Here is a 26068-nt window from a genome sequence, read left to right on the forward strand (position 1 = left end):
CCGCACGACTGACAGCCGGCCCCACCGCAGATCCGCGCTGGCCGGCGTGCTTGCCCCCTTCGGTTACCCACCGTTGAAAGCATGTCTTTGCACCAGGCCATCCTGCCTGGCCATGAATCGTTCTATACGCAGACTATGACTATCGACTACCTGAAGAAAATCCTGACCTCCCGCGTCTACGACGTGGCCCTTGAAACACCTCTGGAACTGGCGCCGACCTTGTCGCAGCGCTATCAGAACCAGATTTATTTCAAACGTGAGGACATGCAGGACGTCTTTAGCTTCAAGGTACGCGGCGCTTATAACAAGATGGCGAATCTAAGCGACGCGCAATTGAAGCGCGGCGTCATTTGCGCCTCCGCAGGCAATCACGCACAGGGTGTGGCCCTGTCGGCCGCCAAACTTGGCTGCCGCGCGCTGATCGTCATGCCGACCACCACGCCGCCACTGAAGATTGAATCGGTGCGCGCACGCGGCGGTCCGAACGTGGAGATCGTGCTGCATGGCGACTCCTACACCGACGCCTACAACCACTCGCTGCTGCTGGAGAAAGAACAGAAGCTGACCTTCGTCCATCCCTTCGACGATCCGGATGTGATCGCGGGCCAGGGCACCATCGCCATGGAGATCCTGCGCCAGCACGCAGGTCCAATTCACGCGATCTTCGTGCCGATCGGCGGCGGCGGCCTGATTGCAGGCGTGGCGGCGTATGTGAAGCAGCTGCGTCCGGACATCAAGATCATCGGCGTGCAGACCATGGATTCCGACGCCATGGGCCGCAGCCTGAAATCGGGCGACCGCGTGACCTTGCCGGATGTGGGCCTGTTCTCCGACGGCACTGCAGTGCGCCTCGCGGGCCAGGAAACATTCCGGCTCGCGCAGCAGTTCGTGGACGAAGTGATCATCGTCGATACGGACGCGATCTGCGCCGCGATCAAGGACGTGTTCACCGACACCCGCTCGATCCTGGAACCTGCAGGCGCGCTGGCCGTTGCGGGCGCCAAGGCTTATATCGAACGCGCGGAACTGACCAGGAATCCGGTCAAGAACGAAACCCTGGTCACCATTGCTTCCGGCGCGAACATGAACTTCGACCGCCTGCGCTTCGTGGCCGAACGCGCGGAGCTGGGCGAGTCGCGCGAAGCGGTGTTTGCGGTGTCGATGCCGGAGCAGCGCGGTTCCTTCAAGCGCTTCTGCGGCTTGATCGGCCCACGCAATGTGACCGAGTTCAATTACCGTATAAGCGACCAGGACACGGCGCACGTCTTCGTGGGCGTGCAGATCAGCGACCGCAATGAATCGAGCTCGGTGGCGCGCCGCTTCGAAGAAAATGGCTTCAAGACGCTGGACCTGACGCACGATGAACTGGCCAAGTCGCACTTGCGCCACCTCGTTGGCGGCAAGAGCGCTTTGGCGAAGGACGAGCTGCTGTACCGCTTCGAATTCCCTGAGCGTCCGGGCGCGCTGATGCGCTTCCTCGATTCGATGGCGCCGAACTGGAACATCTCACTGTGCCACTACCGCTCCCAAGGCGGCGATGTGGGACGCATTCTGATCGGCTTGCAGGTGCCGCAGGAAGAGATGAACGAATTCGCACGCTTCCTCGCGACCCTCGGCTATCGCTACTGGGATGAGTCGCAGAACCCGGTCTACAAGCTGTTCCTCTGAAAAACCAACACCCTGAAACGCTGGTGGCAGGCACGATGTGCCTGCCACCTGTTTCTGCCTTGGGTTTGCGCTAACATGTCGGTCTTTACGCAAAATACGAAGCACCGCCATGTCCACCAACTCCCCTGATCAATCCCCACTCGGCAAATCCTCGTCCTATCTGAGCGAGTATGCGCCGGACCTGCTGTTTCCTATTCCGCGCCAGGCCAAGCGCGATGAGCTGGGCTTGTCGGGCACGCTGCCCTTCTACGGCGTGGACATCTGGAACGCCTACGAGCTATCGTGGCTGAACATGCGCGGCAAACCGCAAGTGGCGGTGGCGCGCATCACCGTGCCGGCCGCATCGCCGAACATTATCGAATCGAAGTCCTTCAAGCTGTATCTGAACTCCTTCAACCAGACCCGCCTCGCCGGTCCTGAAGCGTTGAAGATGCTGCTGGAGCAGGACCTGTCCGCCGCAGCCGGCACCAATGTGCACGTCGTGCTGATCATGCAGGAAGACTTCGCCAGGCTGGCGATGGGCGAACTGGAGGGCCAGTTGCTGGACCGCCTCGACATCGAGATCGACAACTACTCGCCGCAGCCGGAAATCCTGAAAGCGAACTTCGACGAAAACCCGGTGGAAGAAGTGCTGATTTCTCACCTGCTCAAATCGAATTGCCTGGTCACCGGCCAGCCCGATTGGGGCAGCGTGCAGATCACGTACGCAGGCCCGCAGATCGACCAGGAAAGCCTGCTGAAATACCTGATCGGCTTCCGCGAGCACAACGAGTTCCACGAGCAGTGCGTAGAACGTATCTTTACGGACATATTGCACCAATGCAAACCTCAACACCTGACGGTGTACGCGCGCTATACCCGCCGAGGCGGTCTTGATATTAATCCGTGGCGTACCAACTTTAGTGGTGCAAGCAAGCCGTCCAATTTACGCAACGCCCGACAGTAATTCGGCGGAATTTGTCTTACAATGAATCAATAACTGTTGCGGCAATTCCTCAGCGATTGCCGCCTTCAGATCCGCTCAAAAATCGGCAAAACCACATCACCGCAGCGAAAAAACTGGTGTTTGCCTTGCATGACCGATTTCAAGTTACACCGCTGAGAAAGAAGCCTATAATTCGCTCCGCTGTCAGCAGATACTATGTCGCGTTATGAATAACCTGAGCAAAATCCTGTCGCTCGAGAACGTACAACTGGACCTTGAAGTGTCCAGCAAGAAACGTGCTTTTGAGCAAGCAGGTCTGATTTTCGAGAACAACTGCGGCATCGCCCGTTCCACCGTTTCGGACAACCTGTTCGCGCGCGAGCGCCTCGGTTCGACCGGTCTGGGCCATGGCGTCGCAGTGCCCCACGGCCGCATCAAGGGTTCCAAGAGCCTGAAATCGCCGCTGGCTGCTTTCGTGCGCCTGGCGGAGCCGATTCCTTTTGAGTCGCCGGATGGCAAGCCCGTCAATCTTTTGTTCTTCCTATTGATCCCGGATCACGTCACGCAGCAGCACCTGGAAATCCTGTCGGAAATCGCCGAGATGTTCTCGGACGATGCCTTCCGCGCTGCCCTCTCCACCGATTCGGACCCGGCTTCCGTATACAGCCGTATCGTCAATTGGCAGCCCAGTCTGCAGGCCGCAGGTTAAGTTAAGTTAAACTAGGGGCTTCGACACTACCCTTCAGGCAGGCACATGCTGCAAACCCCTCTGACGATTCAACGCTTATACGATGATAATCGGGAGACTTTGCAACTTGGCTGGTTCGCAGGCTTTCCCGGCGGCGAGCGCCTGATTTCGGGCGATGTGGCATCCGCAGCCGACCAGGTCGGCCACCTGAACACCATCCACCCAGGCCGTATCCAGGTCTTCGGGCACCAGGAAATCAACTACTACCAGCGCCTGAAGTCGCTGACGCGCGCACACGTGATCGGCGAACTGATTGCGGGCGGCCCGCCGGCACTGATCATCGCGCAGGGCCTGGAAACACCGCCCGACATCCTCGCCATCTGCGACGAGAAGAATATTCCGCTGTTCTCTACGCCGCTGCCTGCCGCGCAGGTAATCGACTTCCTGCGGGTGTATTTGTCGAAGAAGCTGGCGCAGCGCGTGATCATGCACGGCGTATTCATGGACGTGCTGGGCGTGGGCGTGCTGATTACCGGCGACTCGGGCCTCGGTAAATCCGAGCTTGGCCTGGAACTGATTTCGCGCTCCCACGGCCTCGTTGCCGACGATGCGGTCGAATTCTCGCGCATTGCGCCGAATATGATCGAGGGCCGCTGCCCTCCACTGCTTCAAAATCTGCTCGAAGTGCGCGGCCTGGGCCTGCTGGACATCAAAGCCATCTTCGGTGAGACGGCCGTGCGCCGCAAAATGCGTCTGAAACTGATCGTGCATCTGGTGCGCCGTTCCGCGCTGGAAGAGGAAGTGGAACGCCTGCCGTTCCAGTTCCCGACCGAGGACGTGCTTGGCCTGCCTGTTCGCAAAGTCGTGATCCCTGTGGCGGCTGGCCGCAACATCGCAGTGCTGCTGGAGGCTGCAGTGCGCAATACTATCTTGCAGCTGCGCGGCATCGACACGCTCCAGGAGTTCATGGAGCGCCAGCGGCAAGCGATGAGCGGGGATTAAAACCCACAGCCTGAAACCTGGTGCCTGCCACATCGTGGCAGGCACCTTTGCTTGGGTTCTCGGGTGATCAGGGATGACTGATGGTATCATCGGCCGCATGCGAATCGTTCTAATCACTGGCATTTCCGGCTCGGGCAAATCGGTCGCGCTGAACGTACTGGAAGATACCGGCTACTACTGCGTCGACAATCTACCGCCGGCACTGCTGCCCAATCTCGTTGCAACCCTGGCCGATGAAGGCACCGAAGCGCTGGCTGTTGCCGTCGATGCGCGCAGCGCGGCCTCGCTGGCCAGCCTGCCCGCTGAATTCCGCAAGCTGAAGGAAGACGGTCATGACGTGAAAATCATGTACCTCACCGCCAGCACGCATTCGCTGGTCGCGCGCTTCTCGGAAACTCGCCGCAGCCATCCACTGTCGCACGAACTGCGTCCGGGCCAGAACCCGGCGGCGCGGCGCACGCTGATCGAATGCATCGCCGAGGAACGCGAGCGCTTGTCGGCCATTCAGCAACTGGGCCATGTGATCGATACGTCGGAGCTGAGCGCCAACAAGCTGCGCGCGCTGATCAAGGATCTGGTGGAGAGCGAGAATGCGCCGCTGACACTGTTCTTCGAATCCTTTGCCTTCAAGATGGGCGTGCCGCTGGACGCCGACTTCATGTTCGACGTGCGCGCAATTCCGAATCCCTACTACGACCTCGCACTACGTCCGCTGACTGGCCGCGATGCGCCCGTGATCGCCTTCCTCGACGCGCAACCGAGCGCGGAGGAGATGTTCCATGACATCAAAGGCTTCGTTGAGAAATGGCTGCCGGCCTTCAAGAAGGACAACCGCAGCTATCTCACCGTGGCGATCGGCTGCACCGGCGGCCAGCACCGTTCGGTGTACATGGCCGAGCGCCTGGCGCGCCACTTCCACGACACCGAAAACGTGGTACTGCGCCACCGCGAGCAATCCTGACATGCATGCGCGGCGGGTCAATGACCCGCCCTACGCCCAGCCGCGTTTAGTGGCGCCACGTTGTAGGGCGGATCATTGATCCGCCGCGCCCAGCCGCAGCTGCCAGTAGCTGACGTCCAGCCAGCGGCCGAATTTGAAGCCGACTTCGCGGAAACTGCCCACTGGCTCGAAGCCCATCTTTTCATGCAGGGCCATGCTGGCGTCGTTGGGCTGCGCAACGCCGCCGATTACGAGATGAATGCCGCTTGCCGCCAGCTGATCGAGCAGCTGCCGATACAAGCGCCGTGCATGGCCACGGCCAATCGCGCTTGGCTTCAGATAAATTGAACTCTCCACCGAGCGCCGGTAAGCCGAGCGCTCCTTCCACTTGGTCGCGTAGGCATAGCCGAGAATTTCGTCGCGGTCTTCCAGCACCAGCCAAGGCAGGCCGCCAGTCATGACGTGGTCGATGCGGCGCGCGATTTCGGCGCTCGTGACTTCGACCTCTTCGAAGGTGATGGTGGAGTTGGAAACGTAATGGTTGTAGATGCTTGCGATGGCTGCGGCATCGGCCGGATGGGCTGCGCGGATCGTGGTCATGTCTGCTTGGGTAAAGTTGACGACCATAGTGAAAGAGCAATTAGCGCGCCAGTGTTAAAGGCGCGCTTCCGCACCAAGACGGGGCGTTCAGGACATCCAGTGCACCACTTCGATCATGTGCTGGTCCGGATCACTAATGATCGCACCGTAGTAGCGCTCATTGACGTCGGGACGCAGGCCAGGCTCGCGCAAGGTTTGTGCGCCCAGCTCGATCGCCTTGGCGTGGAAGGCTTGCGCCGCTTCCTTCGATGGCGCACTGAAGGCGATGTGGGCGCGATGGCCTTGCAGTGGGCTGTCGTCCTGTGCCGGATAGGCGATGAAGCTCCAGTTGCCATCGGCACCGAAGACGGCCAGTGCCGCGTCCTGATGCTGTACGGTGTAGCCCAGCGGCGCCAGACAGGCGGTGTAGAAGTCCAGTGCACGCTGCAGGTCGCGGGTGCCGATGGATACRTGGTCGATCATGATGCTCTCCTTATGCTTGGAGAGCCCATCTTACGTATCGCTTGCGAATCGATTTCCCATTCTCGCCGTCTCAAATGGGAAATTTTCTCACAGCGTAACCTTGGTCTCGAACTTGGAGCAGTTCATCGCGAACAGGCTTTTCACGTTGATGACATTGTTATTCGAAGTGAACACGCGGCGCGTGAACTCGTGATAGGCATCCATCGACGCCGAAGTGACGATCAGCATGAAGTCGAATTCGCCGGCCACCTCATAACAGGACATCACATCCGGCTCCTGCCGCATTTGCGCTTCGAACTGCTGCAGGATGGCGCTGTTCTGGTGGCTCAGCTCCACCGAAACAAACACCGTCAACGGAAGTCCCACCTGCACGCGGTCCACCAGCGCCACATCTTTCAGCAGCACGCCGGATTCTCGCAACTGGGCAACACGGCGCTGGCAGGTCGCCACCGAGGAATGCACGCGCTCTGCAATCTCGCGCAGCGGCGTGGCAGCGTCTTCCTGCAGGATGTTGAGGATCGCGCGGTCGATCCGGTCCAGCTCCCTCATGCGAGGTGACGCAGCGGGTGAGCGTAATCGGGCCAGCACGGCTCGAAGAAGCGCGCCACCATTTCCGGCGTGACCTCGGCCAGCGTTGGCGGATTCCAGCGCGGGGCATTGTCCTTGTCGATCACCAGGGCGCGTACGCCTTCCAGGATTTCGCCATGCTCGAAATTACGTCGTACCAGATTGCGTTCCATGCGCAGGCAATCGGCCACGCCAAGGGTCGTGCCGCGGCGCAGCAATTCGTGGGTGACGCACATCATGATCGGCGAGCGCTGGGCCATCGCGCTCAATGATTTTTGTGCGAACGGATCGGCGTCGCCACGCAGAGAATCCATGATGGCGGTCACGCTGCCGGCCGAGAAATGGCGATCGATGAGCGAACGCTGAGCTTCCAGTTCGCTTTGCCCCGCCAAGGTCTTTAACGGGGCTGCAAAGGCCGCGATGGCCTCCTGCTGAGCCGAACCGTGGGAAGCATCGATCAGCGCGCCCAGGGTGCGCCATTCGGCTTCCGGCACGAAATGATCGGCCAGCCCCAGGTAGAGCGCATCGGCGGCGCCGACGGTCAGGCCGGTCAGGCCCAGCCACATGCCCAGTGCGCCCGGCGCGTGGGACAGGAAATGGCTGCCGCCCACGTCCGGGAACAGCCCGATGTTCACTTCCGGCATGGCCATCCTGGTGCGGCTGGTCACGATGCGCACGCCGCAATCCGGCCCGCCCTGCGCGATGCCCATGCCGCCGCCCATCACCACGCCGTCCATCAGCGAAATGTATGGCTTGGGGTAGAAATGGATTAAATGATTTAGTGCATATTCCTCGGTGAAGAAATCTTCCAGCAGCGCGCTGTCGCCCTGCGGCGTTTTCTGGCCGACATCGTGGAAGAAGCGGATATCGCCACCCGCGCACAGCGCTTTCTCGCTGCTGCTGCGGATCACCACCGCAGCCACGTCTGCGTCCTCGCGCCAGGCCAGCAGCGCCTGAGTAATGGCGCGCACCATGTCGAGGGAAAGGGAGTTCAGAGCCTTGGGGCGGTCGAGGGTGATGAAGCCGGTGCCGTTGCTGACTTGGGTGTGGACGTATTCGCTCATGAACAAGATACTAAATAATTAATATTGTTTATTTTATCGCGCCACAGCCAGCGGCGCGGGGCGCAAAAAAGGGCGCCAGATGCGCCCTTAGTTTGATTGTCCCGCCACTCCTTTACATGACGGTGACAGGTGCTTCGTAAGTGTCCGGGATATGCTTGATCGCTTCGTGGTTGTGATTCTGGACGCGGGCCTTGTACTTCATGACCTGGCGGTCCAGTTTGTCGATCAGCGTATCGATGGCGGCATACAGGTCTTGCGACAGGCTCTCCACATACACAGTCTTACCCGACATACGCAGATTGATCTCCGCTTTTTGACGTTTTTCTTTCTCGGTGAGGTTATCTACAGTCAGGATGACAGCAATATCAATCACTTGATCGAAATGGCGCTTAACCCGCTCCAGCTTGTTCTGCACGTACTCGCGAATCGCTGGGGTCACTTCGACATGATGTCCACTGATGGTGAGATTCATACACACTCCTAAAGATGATGTCGCTTACTAGTTCGTACACGCTGGTGGCGTGCAGCGGAACCGTGCACTACAAAGACTTGCGGAGGCTAACGGGAGGAATTTTCAGAGCTTCGCGATACTTGGCAACAGTACGTCGCGCAATCACCATGCCCTGTTCTCCCAGCATGTCCGCAATCTTACTGTCGGATAAAGGATTTTTAGGGTCTTCAGCTCCTGTCAATTGCACGATCAGCGCACGGATCGCAGTAGAGGAAGCTTCACCCCCGGCTTCGGTTGCGACGTGGCTGCCAAAAAAGTACTTCAACTCAAACATTCCATGCGGGGTGAGCATATATTTTTGAGTTGTTACCCGAGAAATAGTGCTCTCGTGTAGTCCCAGTGTATCAGCTATTTCACGCAACACAAGGGGTCTCATGGCAACTGCACCATGACTGAAAAAGTTCTTCTGCCTTTCAACGATCGCTTGTGCAACGCGCAAAATCGTATCGAAACGCTGGCGCATATTCTTGATCAGCCACTTGGCTTCCTGCAGCTGTGCGCTCATCTGGCTCTCGCCTTTGCCCTGCTTGAGCAGGCTGGCGTACAGCGCATTCACACGCAGGCGCGGCATCACATCATTGTTCAGCATGACGATCCAGCCGTTGCGCCCCTTCTTCACGATCACGTCAGGCACCACGTAGTCTGACACGTCTGACGCAAATTCAGCGCCCGGATGCGGATTGCACTGGCGGATCACGGCCTGCGCTTCACGCAGGTCTTCGTCGTCGCAGTCGAGGGCTTTTTTCAGCTTGTTGAATTCACGCTGGGCGAACCAGGCCAGGTGCTTCTCGACGATGCATAGCGCCATGCGGCGCGTTACCAGCGGGATGTTCGGCAAGCGCTTGATTTGCAGCGCCAGGCACTCGGACGCATTGCGCGCGCCCACGCCAATGGGATCGAAAGTCTGCAGCAGCGCCAGCGACGTACGCAATTCTTCCAGTTCGATTTCCAGCTCTTCCGGCAGACGCGCATGGATTTCTTCCAACGGCTCTTCCAGGTAGCCGTTTTCGTCCAGCGCATCGATGATGATTTCCATCAGCGCGCGGTCGCGCGGTTCCTGCACGGTCACGCGCATCTGCTCCAGCAAATGCTCGCGCAGCGTGCAGCCGCTGGCTTCCAGTTGCGGACGGCCGTCTTCATCATCGGGCGACTTGCTGCTGGAGGAATTGCTCCAGTCGTCAACAGCATCGCCCTCGCCGTTGCCTTCATAGCTCTCGCCGTCGGCCGCAGGTGCTTCCGCGCCCTCGCCGCCTTCGCTGGCAGCCTGGCCGTTTTCTTGCGGCGGCGCTTCGCCATTGCCGCTGCCCTGGCTGATGGCGCCGTCCGCCAGCAGGCGCACGGAATTGTCCAGTGGATCGTCCAGCCGCTCCAGTAATGGGTTATCACTGAGCAGCTGCTCCAACTCCTGGTGCAGCTCAAGCGTCGACAGCTGCAACAGGCGGATCGACTGTTGCAGTTGCGGCGTAAGCGCCAGGTGTTGCGAAGTTCGCAGTTGCAGTGATTGTTTCATGGGCCTTTCTTACATCCGGAAGTGTTCGCCGAGGTAGACGCGGCGCACGGATTCGTCAGCAATAATGTCGTCAGGGCGGCCGGAAGCCAGTACCGAACCCTGGTTGATGATGTAGGCGCGGTCGCAAATGCCGAGCGTCTCACGCACATTGTGGTCGGTAATTAAGACGCCGATGTTGCGCTCCTTCAGAAAACGCACAATCCGTTGGATTTCGATCACGGCAATCGGGTCCACGCCGGCAAAAGGTTCGTCCAGAAGAACGAAGCGTGGGTTAGTGGCAAGAGCCCGTGCAATCTCAACACTGGATCTCCAGCACGGCACGGATATTCTCTTCCACGGTCAGCTTACGGAACACCGAAGCTTCCTGCGGCAGGTAGGACAGGCCCAGCGTGGCGCGCTTGTGAATCGGCAGGCTCGATACATCGATGCCACCGATATCGATGGTGCCAGCGTCGGATGCCACCAGTCCCACGATCATATAGAACGACGTCGTCTTGCCGGCACCGTTTGGTCCCAGCAGCCCTACCACTTCACCGCAATCGACCTGCAGCGAAACGTCATGCACCACCTGGCGTTTGCCATAGGTCTTTTGCAGACCTTTGACAACCAGGGTGCTGCTGCAATTGTTCTCCGCCATATTCATTTGACCGCCGGAGTGGTAGCTGGAGTTACCGGCGTTGCAGGCGCTGGTGCGTTGGCTTGCGAAGGCTGGATCACCATCTTCACGCGGCCGCCGCCCTGCTTGCTCTCGCCCGTGGTGGAGTTCTGCACGGAGAAGAATTCCTTGCGGCTGTCGTAGGAAATGAAAGGACCTTCAACTTCATCGGTGGTCTTGGCGCCTTCCAGGCGCGTGACCTTGGCCTTGGAAATCAGGCGCACCAGTTCGGACTTCTGGTCGTATTCGATGCGCTCGGCCTGGCCTTCGACCCACTGGTCGCCGGCGCCATCGCGCTTCTGGCGGAAAGTGGCCAGCGCGTTCGGCGCCGCCCAGAAGGTCACGTACTGATAGCCCTGCGGATCTTCCGTCACCAGCGCGCGGCCTGCCTTCATCAGCAGCGTGCCGCGGGTCAGCACCACGTCGCCGATCAGCGTGCGGGTCTGCTTCACTTCATCCGTGGTGCCCTGATTGGCTTCGATCACCGTTGGCTTGAGGGAGTCCGCCTTTTCCGCGCGGGCCAGGTTCAGGCCCATCAGCGGCAGCAGGGACAGCAGCAATAACTTGCTCAGTTTCTTTTTCATGTATGCTCCGAAAATTCTTGCTCAACGCTGAGGGGCAGGCGGATACACCAGGCGCATGCGCTGGTTCACTTCCGCCTGGCTGGTGGCGTTATTCACCTTCAGGCCAGTGCCTGTCAGCTTGGCGTTGCCGGACGTGGCGGTGAACGCCTGGTCCGTTTCCATCCGGTCTTCGTCCGGATAAATCGTCATCGCTTCAGTCTTCATGCTGAAGCTCTTTACGGTCTCGGTGCCGGCGCGGTCGGCGGTCACATTGCCGGCCAGCTTGACGCGGCTATTGCTGTCGTCCACGCGCGCCGTTTTGGCGTGAATGTCCATTGGCGGCAGGTCCGGCGTGATCTTGCGCACGACGGGCTTGTCGATCTCGGACGAATCGTCAATCGGGCGGTGGGTCAGCTTGTCGCCGGAAACGATATACGCCGGCTTGCCCTCTTTGCTCAGACGCACAAAGCTGAAGCGCTCGACGATGTAGTCAGGCTCCGTGAGCTTGGCGGCCGCCTGCATTTCCTCGCCTTCGCGGTTCAGCAGTTCGAGCAGCCAGAAGGTGCCGACGGCTGCGAACAGCGCCAGCATCATGCCGATCGAAAGCCTGACACGGTGAGAGGTCCTCTGGTTGCGCATACTGCTTCCTTACACCATGAATTGCGCCATGATGCGCTCAAAATTGCCCTGAGCGCGCAGCACGAATTCGCACACCTCGCGCACTGCACCGCGGCCACCGCTGGCCTGGGTCACGTGATGCACGCGGCTGTGCACTTCCGGGCGGCCGTTCGGCACACTCACGGCGAAACCGACGCGGCTCAGGATAGGCAGGTCCACCACATCGTCGCCGATGAAGCCGACCTGCTCTTCGGTCAGGCCCAGTTGCTGCAGCAGGGCCTTGAACGGCGTCAGCTTGTCGTGGCCGCCCTGGTGGACGAATTCGATGCCGAGGTCCTTGGCACGCGCGGTCACCTGCGGCGAACGGCGCGCGCTGATGATGGCGGTCTGCACACCCGATTCCTGCAGCAGCTTGATGCCCAGGCCATCGTGCACATTGAAGGTCTTCATCATCTCGCCGTCGGCACCGTAATGCAGGCTGCCGTCGGTCAGTACGCCATCGACGTCAAAGATCATCAGGCGCACCTTGGCGGCGCGCTTGACGATGTCCATATTGTAGGGGCGGCTCATCAGATCACCTTGGCGCGCGTAAGGTCGTGGATGTGCAGGGCGCCTACCAGTTTGCCCGCTTCGTCGGTGACCAGCATCTGGTTGATGCGGAATTCTTCCATGATGGCCACGGCATCCACGGCCAGCTTGTCCGCGTTGATGCTGCGCGGGTTCAGATGCATGACATCCTTGATGATCACCTTGCCGAAATCCTGCACCTTCTCGATCATGCGGCGCAGGTCGCCGTCGGTGAACACGCCGACCGGCTTGTTGTCCGCGTCGACGATGGCGGTCATGCCCATGCCCTTCTGGGTGATTTCCAGCAGCGCGTCCGGCAGACGGGTATCCAGGCCCACGGCCGGAATGGCGTCGCCGGTGCGCATGATGTCGCGCACATGGGTCAGCAGGCGGCGGCCCAGGGCGCCGCCCGGATGCGAACGGGCGAAGTCTTCTTCCTTGAAGCCGCGCAGGTCCAGCAGCGCCACGGCGATCGCGTCGCCCAGCGCCAGCGTGACGGTGGTGGAGGCGGTCGGCGCCAGATTCATCGGGCAGGCTTCCTTGGCGACCGACACGTCCAGGTGCACGTCCGACAGCTTGGCCAGGCTCGATTCCGGCTTGCCGGTCATCGAAATCACCACGCCGCCCATGCGCTTCACGACCGGCAGAATGGCCATCAGTTCGGCCGCTTCGCCGGAATAGGAAATGGCGATCACCGCATCTTCCGGCGTGATCATGCCCAGGTCGCCATGCGCCGCTTCGGCCGGGTGCACGAACAGGGCCGGCGTACCGGTGGACGCCAGGGTGGCAGCAATCTTGCGACCGATATGGCCGGACTTGCCAATGCCGGACACCACGACGCGACCTTTGCAATTCAGCAACAGCGACACGGCCTTGCCCACGGACTCGTCGGTCGCCAGGCGTTCATGCAGGGCGCGCAGCGCGTCCGTCTCGATTTGCAGGGCCTCGCGCGCCAGTTCCAGTGCGCGGGTTGCGGTCTTGGCATCAAAAGCTTTCAGCATTGTTTTTTCATCGGTTACACTCATGCCGGAAGTATAGCCGAATTGGTAAAGCAAAAAACTTGCCAGACGCAACAAACAACGGTGCCAAGTCGACTAGGATCAAAATGTTCTCGCCCCTCGAACTGACTCTCCTGCTGCTCGCCAGCGCCGTGCTGGGCGTGGTCGCTTTCCGCATGCTGCACCTGCCACCGATGCTCGGCTATCTGGCAGTCGGCATTCTGATCGGTCCCAATGCCCTGAACCTGGCCGCCGAGAGCGAAGCCACCCACTCGCTGGGCGAATTCGGGGTGGTGTTCCTGATGTTCTCCATCGGACTGGAATTCTCGCTTCCCAAGCTGATGTCGATGCGGCGCATCGTGTTCGGACTGGGCATGGCGCAGGTGGCGCTGACCATTGCCGTCACCATGCTGTTTGGCTGGGCGGTGCATTTCGTGCTGCCGCCGGCAATTCACCTGACCTGGCAGGCTTCCTTCGCCCTGGGCGGCGCGCTGGCCATGTCGTCCACCGCGATCGTGGTCAAAATGCTCACGGAACGGCTGGAACTGGAGCGCGAACACGGCCGCAATATCGTGGGCATCCTGCTGTTCCAGGATCTGGCCGTGGTGCCACTGCTGATTCTGATCCCGGCGCTGGCGCAGAATCCCGAGAACCTGGCGCCGACGCTGGCCTTCGCGAGCTTCAAGGCCACGGTGGTGCTGGTGCTGCTGCTGTTTATCGGCCAGCGCGTGATGCGCAAGTGGTTCACGGTGGTGGTCAAACGCCGCTCGCAGGAACTGTTCATGTTGAACCTCCTGCTGATCACGCTGGGCGCGGCCTGGATCACCGAGCAGGCCGGCTTGTCCCTGGCGCTGGGCGCTTTCGTGGCGGGCATGCTGATTTCCGAAACCGAATACAAGCACCAGGTGGAAGAGGACATCAAACCGTTCCGCGACGTGCTGCTGGGGCTTTTCTTCATCACCATCGGCATGCTGCTGAATGTGCGCATCGTGCTGGAAAACTGGTGGCTGGTGCTGCTTCTGCTGGCCGGTCCGGTGCTGCTGAAGTTCGGCCTGATCGCCGGCCTGGCGCGCCTGTTCGGTGCAAATACCGGCACGGCGATGCGTACCGGCCTGGCGCTGGCACAGGCGGGCGAATTCGGCTTCGTGCTGCTGAACGTGGTGGGCGGCATGCGCCTGGTCGATCCCTTTGTGGTGCAGGTGGTGCTGGCGTCGATGGTGTTGTCCATGCTGCTGGCGCCCTTCCTGATCGAGCAGTCGGACAAGATTGTGCTGAAGTTCTCCGCCAACGAATGGATGATGCAGTCGCTGACCCTGACCAAGATCGCGGCACGCACCATGTCCACCAACAAGCACGTGATCGTGGCGGGTTTCGGCCGTTCGGGCCAGAACCTGGCGCGCCTGCTGGCCGAAGAGAATATCGATTACCACGCGCTGGACCTGGACCCGACCCGCGTGCAGGAAGCGCAGAGCGCCGGCGCCAACGTGTCTTACGGCGATGCGGCGCGGCGCGAATCGCTGATTGCAGCCGGTATCTATCGCGCTTCAGCGATCGTGATTACCTACGCCAGCACGCCCTCGGCGCTGAAGGTGCTGTATCTGGTGCATGAGCTGGCCCCTACCCTGCCGGTCATCGTGCGCTCGCATGACGATTCGGACCTGGACCGCCTGAAAGCCGCCGGCGCTGCTGAAGTAGTGCCGGAACTGATGGAAGGCTCGCTGATGCTGGCCTCCCACGCCTTGGTGATGCTGGGCGTGCCGCTACGACGCGTGGTGCACCGCGTGCAGCGCGCGCGCGAAGAACGCTATGCCTCGCTGCGCGGCTACTTCCACGGCGCCAGCGATACGGGCGACGAGTCGGAGCTGGTGCGCCTGCATACGGTGGCGCTGGGCGATGGCGCTTCCTGCGTCGGCAAGCCGCTACGCGAGGTCGATCTCGGCGACACCGGCGCCGAGGTGACGGCCATCCGGCGCGGCAAGGCAAGGCTGGAAGTATCGGAAGAAACGGTGCTGGAGGCGGGCGACGTCATCGTGCTGCGCGGCGCCGCCGAAGCCGTAGCGCGCGCCGAGAATAATCTTTTGGCCTGAACGGCGGATCGATGATCCGCCCTACAATACGCCACTGCGTAGGGCGGGTCATTGACCCGCCATGCGTGATCAGCCGTAGCGAATCACGCGGTTACGGCCGCCTTCTTTGGCCTGGTACAAGGCTTCGTCCGCGTGGGCAATCAGCGCCTGCGCCTGGGCATCAACATCGGCATCGGCCGGCGTCTGCGCCAGACTGGCCACACCCACCGAAGCGGTAATCGATACCTTCACGCCGCCCGACAAATCGATCATGCTGGCAGCAATGCCGGCGCGGATGCGTTCCGCCACGAAGGCCGCGCTTTCCAGGTCCGCATTGATCAGCAGGACAACAAACTCCTCGCCGCCGAAACGCGCCAGCGCGTCCGACAGGCGCAGTTCGTTCTTGATGCGGTTGGCCACCTCGCGCAGTACATCGTCGCCGCCCTGGTGGCCGACGGTGTCGTTGACGCGCTTGAAGTGGTCGATGTCGATGTACATGAAGGAGATCGGATAATCCTGGCGGCGTGCGCGCGAGATCTCTTCCAGCAGGCGGCGGTCCACATAGCGGCGGTTGTACACGCCGGTGAGCGAATCGGTCAGGCCGATGTACTTCAACATTTCATTGGAGATCACGTTCTCCAGGCAGATGGCGATGATGGACGCCATATGCTCCACGAAGTCCGTGCCCAGCGATGGCGAGAAGCGCGCCGGGTCCACGCTGCCCAGATTCAGGCTGCCGATGATGCGCTTGTTACGCAGCAGTGGCACGATGGCCACGCTTTGCAGGCGCTGCGAGCTATCCGGGAACTGCGCACCGTGGCGCTCAGGATCGAACATGCCCAGTTCCGGCTTGGGCGGCATGCGCGGCGTCAGCTCGAAGCCCAGGGCATCGACATCCGGCACGAAAATCAGCTGCGGGAAATCTGCAAAGTTCACACCCAGCTTTTCCATCACGGTGCGGATGTCCGAATCCTCGTCGATCAGGCTCAGGGTAACGGCACTCAGGTCCGAGATGACGGGCAGCGTGCGGAAAATAGTGCCAATCAGTTCAGGGAAGCTGGCGGCGCCGACGATCTCCAGGTCGAAAGCCTGGTGGCGCATCATGATGGCGTGATTGCGTTCGGCCTGTTCGATCAGGTAAGCCATGCGCGCCCGCAGCGCCTGGTTTTCTGCCGCCAGGTCCGTTTGCTTGGGCCCCTTGCCCGGGATTTTTTGCGTCATGTCCATCAGCCCCGCCGATTCGATGCAACTATCAAAATGCCAGTGTAACTCCGATTTCCTCACCTACCCTTAAACGCTGGCCCTCGCCTTGCAGAACTACCACATTCATGCCGAAGCAGATGCCGCCGTCCACTTCCGGCTTGGCGCGGTAGCCTTGCAGAATATCCATTGGGTCCGGGCCGAATTCGCCGGTGCACTGATCGATCGAGGGCATGGGGCAGCGCGGGCAAGGTTTCACCGGCTTCAGAACGGCATCGCCGATGGTGAAGGTGTCGGTGTAGTCTTCTTCGAAAGGCTCGATACCGCCCACCACAATGTTCGGGCGGAAGCGGTTCATCGGCAGCTGGTCGCGGCCTGCCTTGCTCAGTTTTTCGTTGAGGTCCTGCAGGGAGCCGGTGCCGATCACCAGGATCGGGTAGCCGTCCGAGAACAGGGTGGGATGCTGCTCGCCGTTGGTCCAGGTGCCGCTGGTGGTGCGCTTGGCATTGACGTGGAAGCGCGCCAGGCGGCACGGCAGTCCGAGATAGCTGCTGAACCAGGTCGCGGTGGTTTCGTCGCAATCGTAGGCCAGCACGCTGTCTTCCCACACCTGCACTTGCAAGGTGGGCGCGGTGTCCGGATCGGGCATGCCAAGGGGGATTTCGAGACGCAGCATGCCGGGAGCACTGATCTCCAGCACGTCGCTTTTCAGTTTGGGCTTGATCAGGGCCATGCGCGGATGCTCGCGCTGGGTGAGCGCCACCCCGTCGGTGCCGACCAGCACCCACTCGCGGTCGTAAATCTGCTCCGACATCAGGCCGGCGCGCGTCAGCGTGGCTTCCTTGAGCGCGATGCCCGCACAGGATTTGATCGGATACAGATTGAGTTCGGAGAGGATGGCCATGTTGCTAACGCCCGATGACTAATTATTAAGCATCGATTATGGCAGCAAAGCGGACGGCCGACAATCGGCCGCCGCGCTTATTTCGGCCCTCCCGGCCGGATCAGGCCTCGGTTTTGGGCTTCGGCTTGCGTGGCAGCCTGCTGCGGGCAGGCGCCTTGTGCTTGCCCGGCTTGGGCACGCGCTTCGCCTTGGCGGCGCCGGAATCGGCATCGAGTTCGTTTTCGATAGCGTTCACGGACGCTTCCAGTGCGCGGTCGGCGGCGGCTTCGGCATCCGCATCGGCAGCCTTGCTGTCGGCCGCAGCGGCGGCAGCGTCGGCGGCCAGTACGGCTTCCGCTTCGTTCACGGCTTCCGCAGCGGCTGCGGCGGCCTTGGCGACCTTGCTGGTGCGGGTGGTCTTCTTGGCGGCCGGCTTGCGGGCCGCGCCACGGGCGCCGCGCTTGGCAGGCGCCGGGGCTTCAGACTGCTCCGGGGCTTCGGCTTCAGCATCGGCTGCAACGGCGCCGGCCTCCACTTCGGGCGCGTCATCCAGCGCGGCCTCGACCTGATTGGCCTCGGCCGCCAGTGCTTCCTCCGCGGCGGCGATGTCGGCGGCCATGGATTCCTCGGACTCCGGCACAGGGGCGCCACCACGGCGATTGCGTCCGCCACGGTTGCCGCGGCTGCGGCGGCTATCCTGGCGGCCTTCACGGCCTTCGCGCTGCTCGCCGGCTTCTGCCTGCGCTGCCTGCTCAGCAGTTGCGCCGGCGGTTTCGCCTTCAGCGGCAGGCTCGGTCACCGCCACTGGCGCCACTACCGGCTGGCTGCCGCGGTACACATAAGCACCCGATTTCTCGTCACGGCCGAATTCCAGCAGGCCGCGCGCCTTCATCTCTTCCAGCAGATTGCCGAAGGTACGGAAACCGTAATAGGACTCGCTGAAGTCCGGCTTGCGGCGCTTGATCRCCTCTTTCAGCACGGACGCCCAGATCTTTCCCTCGCCGCGTTCGGCGGCCAGCGCATCGAAGGTCGAGTAGGCAATTTCCACCGCCTGGTTGCGGCGCTTGTCCATTTCCTCCTTGCGGCGCTTCTCTTCTTCCGGCGTACGCTTCGGACGCTGCTCGTCGCGGCGCGCAGCCTGCTGGCGGCGCGATTCGCGCACCAGGTCGTCGTAGAAAATGAATTCGTCGCAGCCTGCCACCAGCAGGTCGGAAGTGGAATCCTTCACACCCACGCCGATCACGCGCTTGGCGTTCTCGCGCAGCTTGGAAACCAGCGGGGAGAAATCGGAGTCACCGGAAATGATGACGAAGGTGTTCACGTGCGACTTCGTGTAGCACAGGTCGAGCGCGTCGACGACCATGCGGATGTCGGCGGAGTTCTTGCCGGACATGCGCACGTGCGGAATCTCGATCAGTTCGAAGTTCGCTTCATGCATGCCGCCCTTGAAGCCTTTGTAGCGGTCCCAGTCGCAGTACGCCTTCTTGACTACGATGCTGCCCTTCAGCAGCAGGCGTTCCAGTACCGGCTTGATGTCGAATTTTTCGTAGTTCGCATCGCGCACGCCCAGTGCGACGTTCTCGAAGTCGCAGAACAGCGCCATGCTGAGGTTTTCGTTTGAAGCCATCGATGAGTCTTGTTATCTTCTATGCACAATCCAACGATTATAAACGGTGTATGCTACCGCCCATGAAAAAACTCATCGCGACCCTGCTATTGTGCGCTGCTGCCAGCGGCGTTTCCGCCCAGACGCCCGACGCCGATGCGGCCTTCCGCCAGCAAGTAAACGCCTTCGTCGACCGCTGGCACGACGACGCCGCCAACACCCGTCCCGATTACTGGGACAAGTTCGCCCCCGAGGGCGTGTTCATCGGCACCGACAAGTCCGAAATCTGGACCCGCGACGAGTTCAAAGCCTGGGCCAAGCGCTTCTGGGACCGCAAGAAAGCCTGGAGCTTCACCGCGCAGAAACGCAACGTCTACTTCTCTCCGGACAAAAAGTACGTCTGGTGGGATGAGCAGCTCAACACCCAGTTCGGCACCGCCCAAGCCAGCGGCGTGCTACACAACACCGGCCACGGCTTCCTGATCGACCATTACCAGCTCTCGCTGGCCGTGCCGAATCCGCTGATGGACAGCTTCACCAAGGCCATTTCCGAGTACGAGAACAAGAACAAGTAATGGCGCGTTTCCTTTTCATCCATCAGAACTTTCCTGGTCAATTCCGCCACCTCGCTCCCGCCCTTGCTGCGGAAGGCCATGAAGTTGTTGCGCTGGGAATGGCTGAACAGCCCGAGCCCCTGAAAGGCGTTCGCTACTTCCGCCACATGGCACGCGTGCCACAGCCGGTGAAGTCTCAGGCGCCACAACTGCAGGACCTGTACAGCAAAGTGCTGCGCGGCGAATCGGCCGCTCATTCGCTGCATCAGCTGAAGCAGCAAGGATTCGATCCGGACGTGGTCTTTGTTCATCCTGGCTGGGGCGAGGCGCTGTTCATCAAGGACGTGTTCCCGCGCGCGCGCATGCTGGTCTACGCCGAGTACTATTATTCTGCCCAAGGCGGCGATTCCCACTTCGACCCGGAATTTTCGACCGAGCCGACGCTGGCCAGCCTGCAGCGCTTGCGCCTGCGCAATACCCACTTGCTGCATGCGATATCGGCTGCCGATGCCGGCTTGTCGCCAACGCGGTTCCAGCGCGACCGCCATCCCGCCTGGTTCCGCGACCGCATTTCGGTGATCCACGACGGTATCGACACGGAGCGCTTCCGCCCAAGTCAGAACGCCAGCGTGAGCTTGGCCACGGCGGGCCTTACACTGCGCCCCGGCGACGAAGTGGTGACTTTCGTCTCGCGTCAGCTGGAGCCTTATCGCGGCTACCACATCTTCATGCGCGCCCTGCCTCTGGTGCAGAAGCTGCGGCCGAATGTGCGTGTCGTGATCGTGGGAGCGGACGGCGTGAGCTACGGCGCCGCGCCGCCGAAAGGCAAGACGTGGAAAGAGATCTTCCGCGATGAGGTCAAGGATAAGCTGGATATGAGCCGCGTACACTTTGTCGGCAAGCTGCCCCATTCCGTGCTGACGCAGCTGATGCAGGTGTCGGCGGTGTACACCTACCTCACCTACCCCTTCGTGTTGTCCTGGTCGCTGATGGAAGCCATGAGCGCAGGGTGCCTGATTGTCGGCTCCCGCACCGCGCCGCTGGAAGAGATGATCACCCACGGCCAGAATGGTCTGCTGACGGACTTCTTCGACGTCGAACAGCTGGCCCACACCGTTGCCAACGCCCTGGAACGTCGCTACAGCCTGACCGCGCTGCGCGAAGCCGCGCGCCAGACCATCGTCGACCGTTACGACCTGCACCGGCATTCGCTGCCGGAGCAGATGCGCTTCGTACTGCCGTAAGCCCCCAGCAAGGAGCCGCTGACGTCCAGGTCAGATCAGAAGAACTGGACGTCCTGGAAATTGAGGGCGGTAACTCCTGTCAGCCACTGCCGCCATCAGCCAGGTCATGGCCGCTGCCTACGCGCAGCAGGTCGTTGCTGTCGCCGCCAAGCAGGGTGTCGTTACCCGCCACGCCGCTCAGGAAAGCGCTACCGGTGCTGCCGGTCAGGACGTTATCCAGCACGTTGCCCGAGCCCTCGAACGCGGACGATCCGGTATGGGTTCCCGCTCAGAAGGGCATCGTCAGAGGAAATCTCACCATTCGCCACAGGCAATACAGTTTTCTTCATGCAAACAAAAGATCTTCCGCTGAAATAATAGGCGCACCAGTCAGGGTGGCCAGCTGCGTCAGCTCGGCGGCGCTGACAACGGCATCGTCGCCATTCGAAGTGAACTTGAACAGGGTGTTGGTCGTGCCGCTGTGCAGTGCGAACAAGACTGTGTCCCCCGCGTGGTAATTCGACGCCGCGCTGCCGATGGCTGCGGCAGCGTTGACCGCATTCATCGACGCCACGTTCTGCGTGAAGACCACCAGTTCGGCGCTCGCGCTAAAGCCACCTGCAGCGCCGCGAATCTCGGCGCCATCGACGACGTTGTCCTTGTTGCCGATAGCGATCCCAGACTGCAGCACAATGAGCTTGTCGGTGCCGCTGACGAAGTCCTTGACCGTGTCGCTGCCGATGGTGGTGTTGAGCACGAAGTAGTCGGTGCCTGCGCCACCAGTCAGGGTGTCGCTGCCCGCGCCGCCCAGCAGCGTATCGTCGCCACCCATGCCATTCAGAACGTCGTTGCCGGCACCGCCTGTGATCAGGTTGCTGTCTGCGTTGCCGGTGCCGGTGAAGTTGCCGCTGCCGGTGTACAGCAGCGCTTCCACATTGGCCGACAGGGTGTAGCTGGAGGAGGAAGCAAGGACAGTGTCGGTGCCTTCGCCAGACTGTTCGACAATGACGTCAGCGGCGCTGTCCACCACGTAAGTATCGTCGCCAGCGCTGCCAACCAGCTTGTCGTTGCCTGCCCCGCCGATCAGACTGTCGTTGCCAGCACCACCGTTCAGGACGTCATTGCCGGCGCCACCGTCCAGCGTGTCGTCGCCATCCATGCCGGACAAGGAATTGGCGCCGCCATTGCCAGTCAGGATGTTRTCTTCGCCATTGCCGATGACATTCGCGGCTACGCTGCCCTTGATGATGGCGTTCTCTAGATTGTCGGACAGCGTGTAGGTGCCGGCAGTTGCAAATGCCACCTCCACCATGTCCGTACCGCCTGCTGCGTCTTCGTGGATCACGTCGCCAGCGACATCGACCACATAGGTGTCATTGCCGGCACCGCCCGTCATGTCGTCCGCGCCCTTGCCCCCGTCAAGGCGGTCATCGCCCGCGGTGCCACCCAGGATATCGTTGCCGATGCTGACCACATTGAAGACCAGATCCTTGTAGCTCTTGGTGACGATGGAGTCGTCGGTCGTGTTGTGGAAGCTGACCGCCTCCACATTGCGCAGCGTGATGACCTGGCTGCCCTTGGTCAGCACCAGATCCGTCGCGTTCGGACGGGTGCGCACGAAGTCCGCGAAGCTGCCATCGACAATAACGGTATCGTTGCCGGCTGCGCCGTCGACCGTACCGCTGGCCCGATTGAGATAAATGGTGTTGTCCAGAGTATTGCCGGTCAGCTTGAAACCGGAAGCGCCACCAAAGATAAGTTCCTCGACGTTTGCTGCCAGCGTGTAAGTCGCCAGCGCAGTCTTCACCGTATCGTGCCCTTCGTTCAGCAGTTCCGTAACGACGTCGCTTGCCGAGTCCACTACATATGTGTCATCACCAACACCGCCAATCAGCCTGTCTGCGCCAGCACCGCCATCCAACGTGTCGTTGCCAGCATTGCCAACCAGCGTATTCGCGCCGCTGTTACCCTTCAGGTTATTGTCTGATGCATTACCTGTTACGCCAGCGCCCGCACTGCCAGTTACGACAGCGTTTTCGATGTTATCCGACAAGATATAAGTCCCGATGGATGTGAAGGCGACTTCGACCTTGTCGGTGCCTGCATCAAGATCTTCGTGGATCACATCCCCTACCGCATCGACCACATAGGTGTCATCACCTGAGCCACCCGCCATGCTGTCGTTGCCCTTGCCGCCATCAAGACGATCATTTCCCGAAGTGCCAACCAGGATGTCATTGCCGACGCTGACGATATTGTTGATCAGCTCTGCATAGCTTTTCGTGACCAGCGAATCGTCAGCCGGGTTGTGGAAGCTCACTGCCTCCACGTTTCGCAAAGTGATTACCTGACTGCCTTTGCTCAGGACCAGGTCAGTCGCGTTCGGACGTGCGCAAACGTAATCGCTGAAGACGCCATCGATGAGGACGGTGTCGGCGCCAGCCCCGCCATCTATAACGCCACTCGCACCACCGATGACCTGGATGACATTGTCAAGTACATTGCCCGACAGTCTGAACGCCGCGCTGCCTTCGTAGCTCAGATCATCGACGTTCGCTGCCAGTGCGTAAATCGCGAGCTTGGTGATGACTTTGTCGTGGCCCTCGTTTGCGAATTCGGTCACGACGTCGCTGCTGCTATCGACGTAATAAGTGTCATCGCCAGTGCCGCCCATCATCCTGTCCCCGCCTGCACCGCCATCAAGCGTATCGTTCCCGGCGGCTCCTTGCAGAACGTTGACGCCATCATTGCCCTTCAGGAGGTTGTCTTGCGCATTGCCTGCAATACCGACTGCCAGCGTGCCTTTCACCGCATAGGCCTCCTCCACATTGTCGCCAAGCTGGTAAGGTGTTCCTACGTATGAAACCTCGGCTTTATCGTAGCCTCCGTCCGTCTTTTCGATGATCCGTACGCCGGCAGAGGAGACCAGGTAGAGATCATCCCCTCCTCCGCCAACCATGGTGTCATTCCCGCCCATGCCATCCATCGTATCGGCGCCATCACCGCCAACCAGGCTATCGGCACCGGTACTTGGCAGCCCCACCAGAAGGTCCGCCAAAGAAGCCTTCACGCCGTTCATTAGGAAATACTCGACACCCCGCACGGTCAGGGTGCCTCCCGTGACAGTATTGGTAATCAGCGTGTCTGTGGCACTCAGACGCTTGACTGTGTAGTCGCTGCGCGCAGCCATCATCAGTACCGTATCTTCACCGTCGCCGCCCAGATAGGTATCGTTGCCAGCGCTCGCTTCAAACCGGTCATTGCCGCCCAGTCCTTCCAGCCGGTCGGCGCCGCTGGTGCCGTGCATGAGGTTATCCAGATTGTTGCCGACGCCAATAAATCCAGTCGATCCTGTCGCGATCAGGTTTTCGACGTTGTCGCTCATGGTGTAGCGCGCCAGTGTCGTGTACACCGTATCCTGCCCGCCGCCAGCGAGTTCCACTACCTTGTCGCCCACGCTGTCGACATAGTACGCGTCGTCGCCTTTGCCACCGATCATGGTGTCGTTGCCGGCCAAGCCATCCAGCACGTCGGCACGATCGGTCCCCGTCAGCACGTTGTCGCCAGATGTACCAAGCATCGCCCGAATCTGCGCCGCAGATTGCGTGACATTGGAGAAGGCCAGCGATTCGATATTTTTCACGGACACCACGTCATCGACGTCTATCCGTGTGATCACGATTTGACCATCAGCCGACAGCGCAAAGCGATAGTCTTCGTAGCTGCCCTCCAAACGCAATTCGTCTTTGCCGGCGCCGCCATCAATTACGTCATGACCGCCACCACCGATCAGCACATCGTCCCCGTCCCCGCCGGACAAGGTTTGCGCACCCGCGTCGCCGACCATGGTGTCGTTACCGGCCATGCCATATGCGGCTCCGCTAACGTGCAGCTCGATTTGATTAGCCAGCTCATTACCGTTAACGACACCGGCCTCGGACAGTATCTTTGCATTCTCGACGTTCGGCGCCAGTGTGTAAGCATCGATATACACTGCGCCATTCATGACAACGGTAYCGATACCGCCGTTGCTTTTCTCAACCACAACGTCATCAATGCTATCAAGCACGTAATAGTCATTGCCCGAACCACCAATCAGGGTGTCCGCGCCCGCGCCGCCATCCAGGGTATCCGCGCCTGCGCCGCTTTGCATATAGTTGTTCGCGTCTGTGCCCTGCAGCGAGTCGGCGCCCACGCTGCCGGTAATGGTGTTGCCATCCACTACCGGAGCGGATGCGGCAAAGTTTGCATCCGTCAGCGTGCTGGCCTGGAAGTTTGCCAGCGTCACAACCACATGGAATGGCCAGCCATTTCCGCCCCAAGCGACCGCAGTGTCGGCGCCCTGCTGTACAAACGTAAGACGGCCGATACCGAAGGGATCGAGACGCACATCAGGACTCGCATGCACATAATCCAGCAAGGGCTTCAGATCCAGCATGTCTCCACCTGCACCGCCCTGGAAATCCAGGATCTTGTAGCTGAAGCCATTATTGAAGTCCCACACGACGGCGTAAGTATCCGAACCGGCGCCGCCTCGAGCGATCACCTTGATGTTATCGTTCTCGCCCCAATTAAAGTACATATTGATGCGGTCATTGCCATCGCCGCCGTCGATAAACACGGTTTCGACATGCGTGCTCCACACTGGCAGAACGCCGTGCAGGGTGAAACTGTCATCGCCTGCGCCACCCGACAGCGTTGTATTGCCGACCAGCAGATCGCCAAACTTATAGCTGAATGCATCATTCCCGGCACCGCCATCGAGCAACTTGTCTTCGGACGTACCAATCAGCGTGTCGTTACCGTCACCACCGTACATGGTATTGTCGCCATCGCCGCCAATCAGCACATCGTCCCCATCTCCTCCATTGAGAAGGTCATGGCCGTAATCGCCGGACAGGGTATCGTTGCCGCCGTTGCCAAGCAGGGTGTCGTTAGTGCTGTCGCCAACCAGGCTGTCATTGCCATCGGTCCCCGTCAGCAGCAGGCCTGGTGCGCCAGTGTTAATCGGCACGCTGTTGACGAAGTTATCGCGCGTAAGGCTTGCCAACTCCACGTTTTGCAGGACGACAAGAACCTGAGGATTGTAATAAGGGCTGATGCCATCCCTGTCAAACAGTACGTGAACATCGGCGCCTACCTGCTGTAAATCCATAACGCCAATCTTCGGGTCAAAGGGATTTCCACCGAAGTAGTAG

23 protein-coding genes and 1 pseudogene are annotated in these 26068 nt (G+C 60.6%); 8 read left to right on the forward strand and 16 right to left on the reverse strand.

Features of this window, described 5'->3' with window-relative positions:
- Nucleotides 1–135: 135 nt before the first annotated feature.
- The 5 genes from ilvA to rapZ all read left to right on the forward strand — a co-directional run bounded on the left by ilvA (nucleotide 136) and on the right by rapZ (nucleotide 5244).
- Nucleotides 136–1668 (forward strand): threonine ammonia-lyase, biosynthetic, encoded by a 1533-nt coding sequence (gene ilvA, locus AB4Z11_RS05090; RefSeq protein WP_442023146.1) that lies wholly within the window; start codon nucleotides 136–138, stop codon nucleotides 1666–1668.
- A 109-nt stretch (nucleotides 1669–1777) separates the two neighbouring features.
- Entirely contained in the window at nucleotides 1778–2614 is an 837-nt protein-coding gene (queF, locus tag AB4Z11_RS05095; RefSeq protein ID WP_442023127.1) for an NADPH-dependent 7-cyano-7-deazaguanine reductase QueF, read from the forward strand.
- Nucleotides 2615–2819: 205 nt separating this feature from the next.
- The gene (locus AB4Z11_RS05100; RefSeq protein WP_442023128.1) at nucleotides 2820–3302 is read left to right on the forward strand and encodes a PTS sugar transporter subunit IIA; all 483 of its coding nucleotides are present in this window, start codon (nucleotides 2820–2822) and stop codon (nucleotides 3300–3302) included.
- Nucleotides 3303–3347: 45 nt separating this feature from the next.
- Complete coding sequence (gene hprK, locus AB4Z11_RS05105; RefSeq protein ID WP_395403087.1) at nucleotides 3348–4283, forward strand: HPr(Ser) kinase/phosphatase; 936 nt, start codon at nucleotides 3348–3350, stop codon at nucleotides 4281–4283.
- A 97-nt stretch (nucleotides 4284–4380) separates the two neighbouring features.
- Nucleotides 4381–5244 carry an RNase adapter RapZ gene (gene rapZ, locus AB4Z11_RS05110; protein WP_442023129.1) on the forward strand — a complete coding sequence of 288 codons (864 nt, stop codon included), beginning with the start codon at nucleotides 4381–4383 and terminating at the stop codon, nucleotides 5242–5244.
- A gap of 72 nt (nucleotides 5245–5316) precedes the next feature.
- Here the strand turns inward: rapZ and AB4Z11_RS05115 are convergent, their stop codons facing one another.
- From AB4Z11_RS05115 to AB4Z11_RS05165, 11 genes and pseudogenes are all read right to left on the reverse strand, one after another.
- Nucleotides 5317–5823, reverse strand: a complete 507-nt coding sequence (locus tag AB4Z11_RS05115; protein ID WP_442023130.1) for an arsinothricin resistance N-acetyltransferase ArsN1 family B — start codon at nucleotides 5821–5823, stop codon at nucleotides 5317–5319.
- 87 nt (nucleotides 5824–5910) lie between these two features.
- Nucleotides 5911–6285: a VOC family protein gene (locus AB4Z11_RS05120; RefSeq protein ID WP_442023131.1), complete on the reverse strand. Its 375-nt coding sequence runs from the start codon at nucleotides 6283–6285 to the stop codon at nucleotides 5911–5913.
- Nucleotides 6286–6372: 87 nt separating this feature from the next.
- Nucleotides 6373–6834 carry an Lrp/AsnC family transcriptional regulator gene (locus tag AB4Z11_RS05125; RefSeq protein ID WP_442023132.1) on the reverse strand — a complete coding sequence of 154 codons (462 nt, stop codon included), beginning with the start codon at nucleotides 6832–6834 and terminating at the stop codon, nucleotides 6373–6375.
- Nucleotides 6831–7916, reverse strand: a complete 1086-nt coding sequence (locus tag AB4Z11_RS05130) for an enoyl-CoA hydratase/isomerase family protein (protein WP_442023133.1) — start codon at nucleotides 7914–7916, stop codon at nucleotides 6831–6833. The genes AB4Z11_RS05125 and AB4Z11_RS05130 overlap by 4 nt, the downstream gene beginning before the upstream one ends.
- A gap of 112 nt (nucleotides 7917–8028) precedes the next feature.
- Nucleotides 8029–8388, reverse strand: a complete 360-nt coding sequence (gene hpf / locus AB4Z11_RS05135) for a ribosome hibernation-promoting factor, HPF/YfiA family (protein WP_442023134.1) — start codon at nucleotides 8386–8388, stop codon at nucleotides 8029–8031.
- Between the two features lie 67 nt (nucleotides 8389–8455).
- Nucleotides 8456–9937 carry an RNA polymerase factor sigma-54 gene (locus AB4Z11_RS05140; protein WP_442023135.1) on the reverse strand — a complete coding sequence of 494 codons (1482 nt, stop codon included), beginning with the start codon at nucleotides 9935–9937 and terminating at the stop codon, nucleotides 8456–8458.
- A 9-nt stretch (nucleotides 9938–9946) separates the two neighbouring features.
- Nucleotides 9947–10574: pseudogene (locus AB4Z11_RS05145) on the reverse strand (LPS export ABC transporter ATP-binding protein).
- Nucleotides 10575–10576: 2 nt separating this feature from the next.
- A complete protein-coding gene (gene lptA / locus AB4Z11_RS05150) occupies nucleotides 10577–11176 on the reverse strand; it encodes a lipopolysaccharide transport periplasmic protein LptA (protein ID WP_442023136.1) in 600 nt (199 codons plus the stop codon).
- 21 nt (nucleotides 11177–11197) lie between these two features.
- The gene (gene lptC / locus AB4Z11_RS05155) at nucleotides 11198–11794 is read right to left on the reverse strand and encodes an LPS export ABC transporter periplasmic protein LptC (RefSeq protein WP_442023137.1); all 597 of its coding nucleotides are present in this window, start codon (nucleotides 11792–11794) and stop codon (nucleotides 11198–11200) included.
- A 9-nt stretch (nucleotides 11795–11803) separates the two neighbouring features.
- Nucleotides 11804–12343: a KdsC family phosphatase gene (locus AB4Z11_RS05160; protein ID WP_442023138.1), complete on the reverse strand. Its 540-nt coding sequence runs from the start codon at nucleotides 12341–12343 to the stop codon at nucleotides 11804–11806.
- Nucleotides 12343–13365: a KpsF/GutQ family sugar-phosphate isomerase gene (locus tag AB4Z11_RS05165; RefSeq protein WP_442023147.1), complete on the reverse strand. Its 1023-nt coding sequence runs from the start codon at nucleotides 13363–13365 to the stop codon at nucleotides 12343–12345. The genes AB4Z11_RS05160 and AB4Z11_RS05165 overlap by 1 nt, the downstream gene beginning before the upstream one ends.
- Nucleotides 13366–13445: 80 nt before the next feature.
- On the opposite strand from AB4Z11_RS05165, the gene AB4Z11_RS05170 reads away from it, so the two are divergent.
- Nucleotides 13446–15425, forward strand: a complete 1980-nt coding sequence (locus tag AB4Z11_RS05170; protein WP_442023139.1) for a cation:proton antiporter domain-containing protein — start codon at nucleotides 13446–13448, stop codon at nucleotides 15423–15425.
- A gap of 69 nt (nucleotides 15426–15494) precedes the next feature.
- Here AB4Z11_RS05170 and AB4Z11_RS05175 read toward each other — a convergent pair whose 3' ends face one another.
- From AB4Z11_RS05175 to AB4Z11_RS05185, 3 genes are all read right to left on the reverse strand, one after another.
- Nucleotides 15495–16625 carry a DUF484 family protein gene (locus AB4Z11_RS05175; RefSeq protein WP_442023148.1) on the reverse strand — a complete coding sequence of 377 codons (1131 nt, stop codon included), beginning with the start codon at nucleotides 16623–16625 and terminating at the stop codon, nucleotides 15495–15497.
- A gap of 31 nt (nucleotides 16626–16656) precedes the next feature.
- Nucleotides 16657–17508 (reverse strand): MOSC domain-containing protein, encoded by an 852-nt coding sequence (locus AB4Z11_RS05180; RefSeq protein ID WP_442023140.1) that lies wholly within the window; start codon nucleotides 17506–17508, stop codon nucleotides 16657–16659.
- A gap of 100 nt (nucleotides 17509–17608) precedes the next feature.
- Entirely contained in the window at nucleotides 17609–19114 is a 1506-nt protein-coding gene (locus AB4Z11_RS05185; protein WP_442023141.1) for an NYN domain-containing protein, read from the reverse strand.
- Nucleotides 19115–19176: 62 nt separating this feature from the next.
- Here AB4Z11_RS05185 and AB4Z11_RS05190 point away from each other — a divergent pair, with 62 nt between their 5' ends.
- Entirely contained in the window at nucleotides 19177–19668 is a 492-nt protein-coding gene (locus tag AB4Z11_RS05190) for a nuclear transport factor 2 family protein (protein WP_442023142.1), read from the forward strand.
- On the forward strand, nucleotides 19668–20891 hold the full coding sequence (locus AB4Z11_RS05195; protein ID WP_442023143.1) for a glycosyltransferase: 1224 nt from the start codon (nucleotides 19668–19670) through the stop codon (nucleotides 20889–20891). The genes AB4Z11_RS05190 and AB4Z11_RS05195 overlap by 1 nt, the downstream gene beginning before the upstream one ends.
- Nucleotides 20892–20970: 79 nt before the next feature.
- Here AB4Z11_RS05195 and AB4Z11_RS05200 read toward each other — a convergent pair whose 3' ends face one another.
- The gene (locus AB4Z11_RS05200) at nucleotides 20971–21114 is read right to left on the reverse strand and encodes a hypothetical protein (protein ID WP_442023144.1); all 144 of its coding nucleotides are present in this window, start codon (nucleotides 21112–21114) and stop codon (nucleotides 20971–20973) included.
- A 102-nt stretch (nucleotides 21115–21216) separates the two neighbouring features.
- A complete protein-coding gene (locus AB4Z11_RS05205; protein WP_442023145.1) occupies nucleotides 21217–26025 on the reverse strand; it encodes a beta strand repeat-containing protein in 4809 nt (1602 codons plus the stop codon).
- Nucleotides 26026–26068 lie beyond the last annotated feature (43 nt).

The sequence above is a fragment of the Pseudoduganella sp. RAF53_2 genome (assembly GCF_052113985.1).
Lineage (GTDB): Bacteria > Pseudomonadota > Gammaproteobacteria > Burkholderiales > Burkholderiaceae_D > Rugamonas.

Coding starts and splice junctions, on each gene's coding strand:
- ilvA (WP_442023146.1), top strand. CDS start 136: ATGACTATCGACTACCTGAAGAAAATCCTGACCTCCCGCGTCTACGAC.
- queF (WP_442023127.1), top strand. CDS start 1,778: ATGTCCACCAACTCCCCTGATCAATCCCCACTCGGCAAATCCTCGTCC.
- AB4Z11_RS05100 (WP_442023128.1), top strand. CDS start 2,820: ATGAATAACCTGAGCAAAATCCTGTCGCTCGAGAACGTACAACTGGAC.
- hprK (WP_395403087.1), top strand. CDS start 3,348: ATGCTGCAAACCCCTCTGACGATTCAACGCTTATACGATGATAATCGG.
- rapZ (WP_442023129.1), top strand. CDS start 4,381: ATGCGAATCGTTCTAATCACTGGCATTTCCGGCTCGGGCAAATCGGTC.
- AB4Z11_RS05115 (WP_442023130.1), bottom strand. CDS start 5,823: ATGACCACGATCCGCGCAGCCCATCCGGCCGATGCCGCAGCCATCGCA.
- AB4Z11_RS05125 (WP_442023132.1), bottom strand. CDS start 6,834: ATGAGGGAGCTGGACCGGATCGACCGCGCGATCCTCAACATCCTGCAG.
- AB4Z11_RS05130 (WP_442023133.1), bottom strand. CDS start 7,916: ATGAGCGAATACGTCCACACCCAAGTCAGCAACGGCACCGGCTTCATC.
- hpf (WP_442023134.1), bottom strand. CDS start 8,388: ATGAATCTCACCATCAGTGGACATCATGTCGAAGTGACCCCAGCGATT.
- AB4Z11_RS05140 (WP_442023135.1), bottom strand. CDS start 9,937: ATGAAACAATCACTGCAACTGCGAACTTCGCAACACCTGGCGCTTACG.
- lptA (WP_442023136.1), bottom strand. CDS start 11,176: ATGAAAAAGAAACTGAGCAAGTTATTGCTGCTGTCCCTGCTGCCGCTG.
- lptC (WP_442023137.1), bottom strand. CDS start 11,794: ATGCGCAACCAGAGGACCTCTCACCGTGTCAGGCTTTCGATCGGCATG.
- AB4Z11_RS05160 (WP_442023138.1), bottom strand. CDS start 12,343: ATGAGCCGCCCCTACAATATGGACATCGTCAAGCGCGCCGCCAAGGTG.
- AB4Z11_RS05165 (WP_442023147.1), bottom strand. CDS start 13,365: ATGAGTGTAACCGATGAAAAAACAATGCTGAAAGCTTTTGATGCCAAG.
- AB4Z11_RS05170 (WP_442023139.1), top strand. CDS start 13,446: ATGTTCTCGCCCCTCGAACTGACTCTCCTGCTGCTCGCCAGCGCCGTG.
- AB4Z11_RS05175 (WP_442023148.1), bottom strand. CDS start 16,625: ATGACGCAAAAAATCCCGGGCAAGGGGCCCAAGCAAACGGACCTGGCG.
- AB4Z11_RS05180 (WP_442023140.1), bottom strand. CDS start 17,508: ATGGCCATCCTCTCCGAACTCAATCTGTATCCGATCAAATCCTGTGCG.
- AB4Z11_RS05190 (WP_442023142.1), top strand. CDS start 19,177: ATGAAAAAACTCATCGCGACCCTGCTATTGTGCGCTGCTGCCAGCGGC.
- AB4Z11_RS05195 (WP_442023143.1), top strand. CDS start 19,668: ATGGCGCGTTTCCTTTTCATCCATCAGAACTTTCCTGGTCAATTCCGC.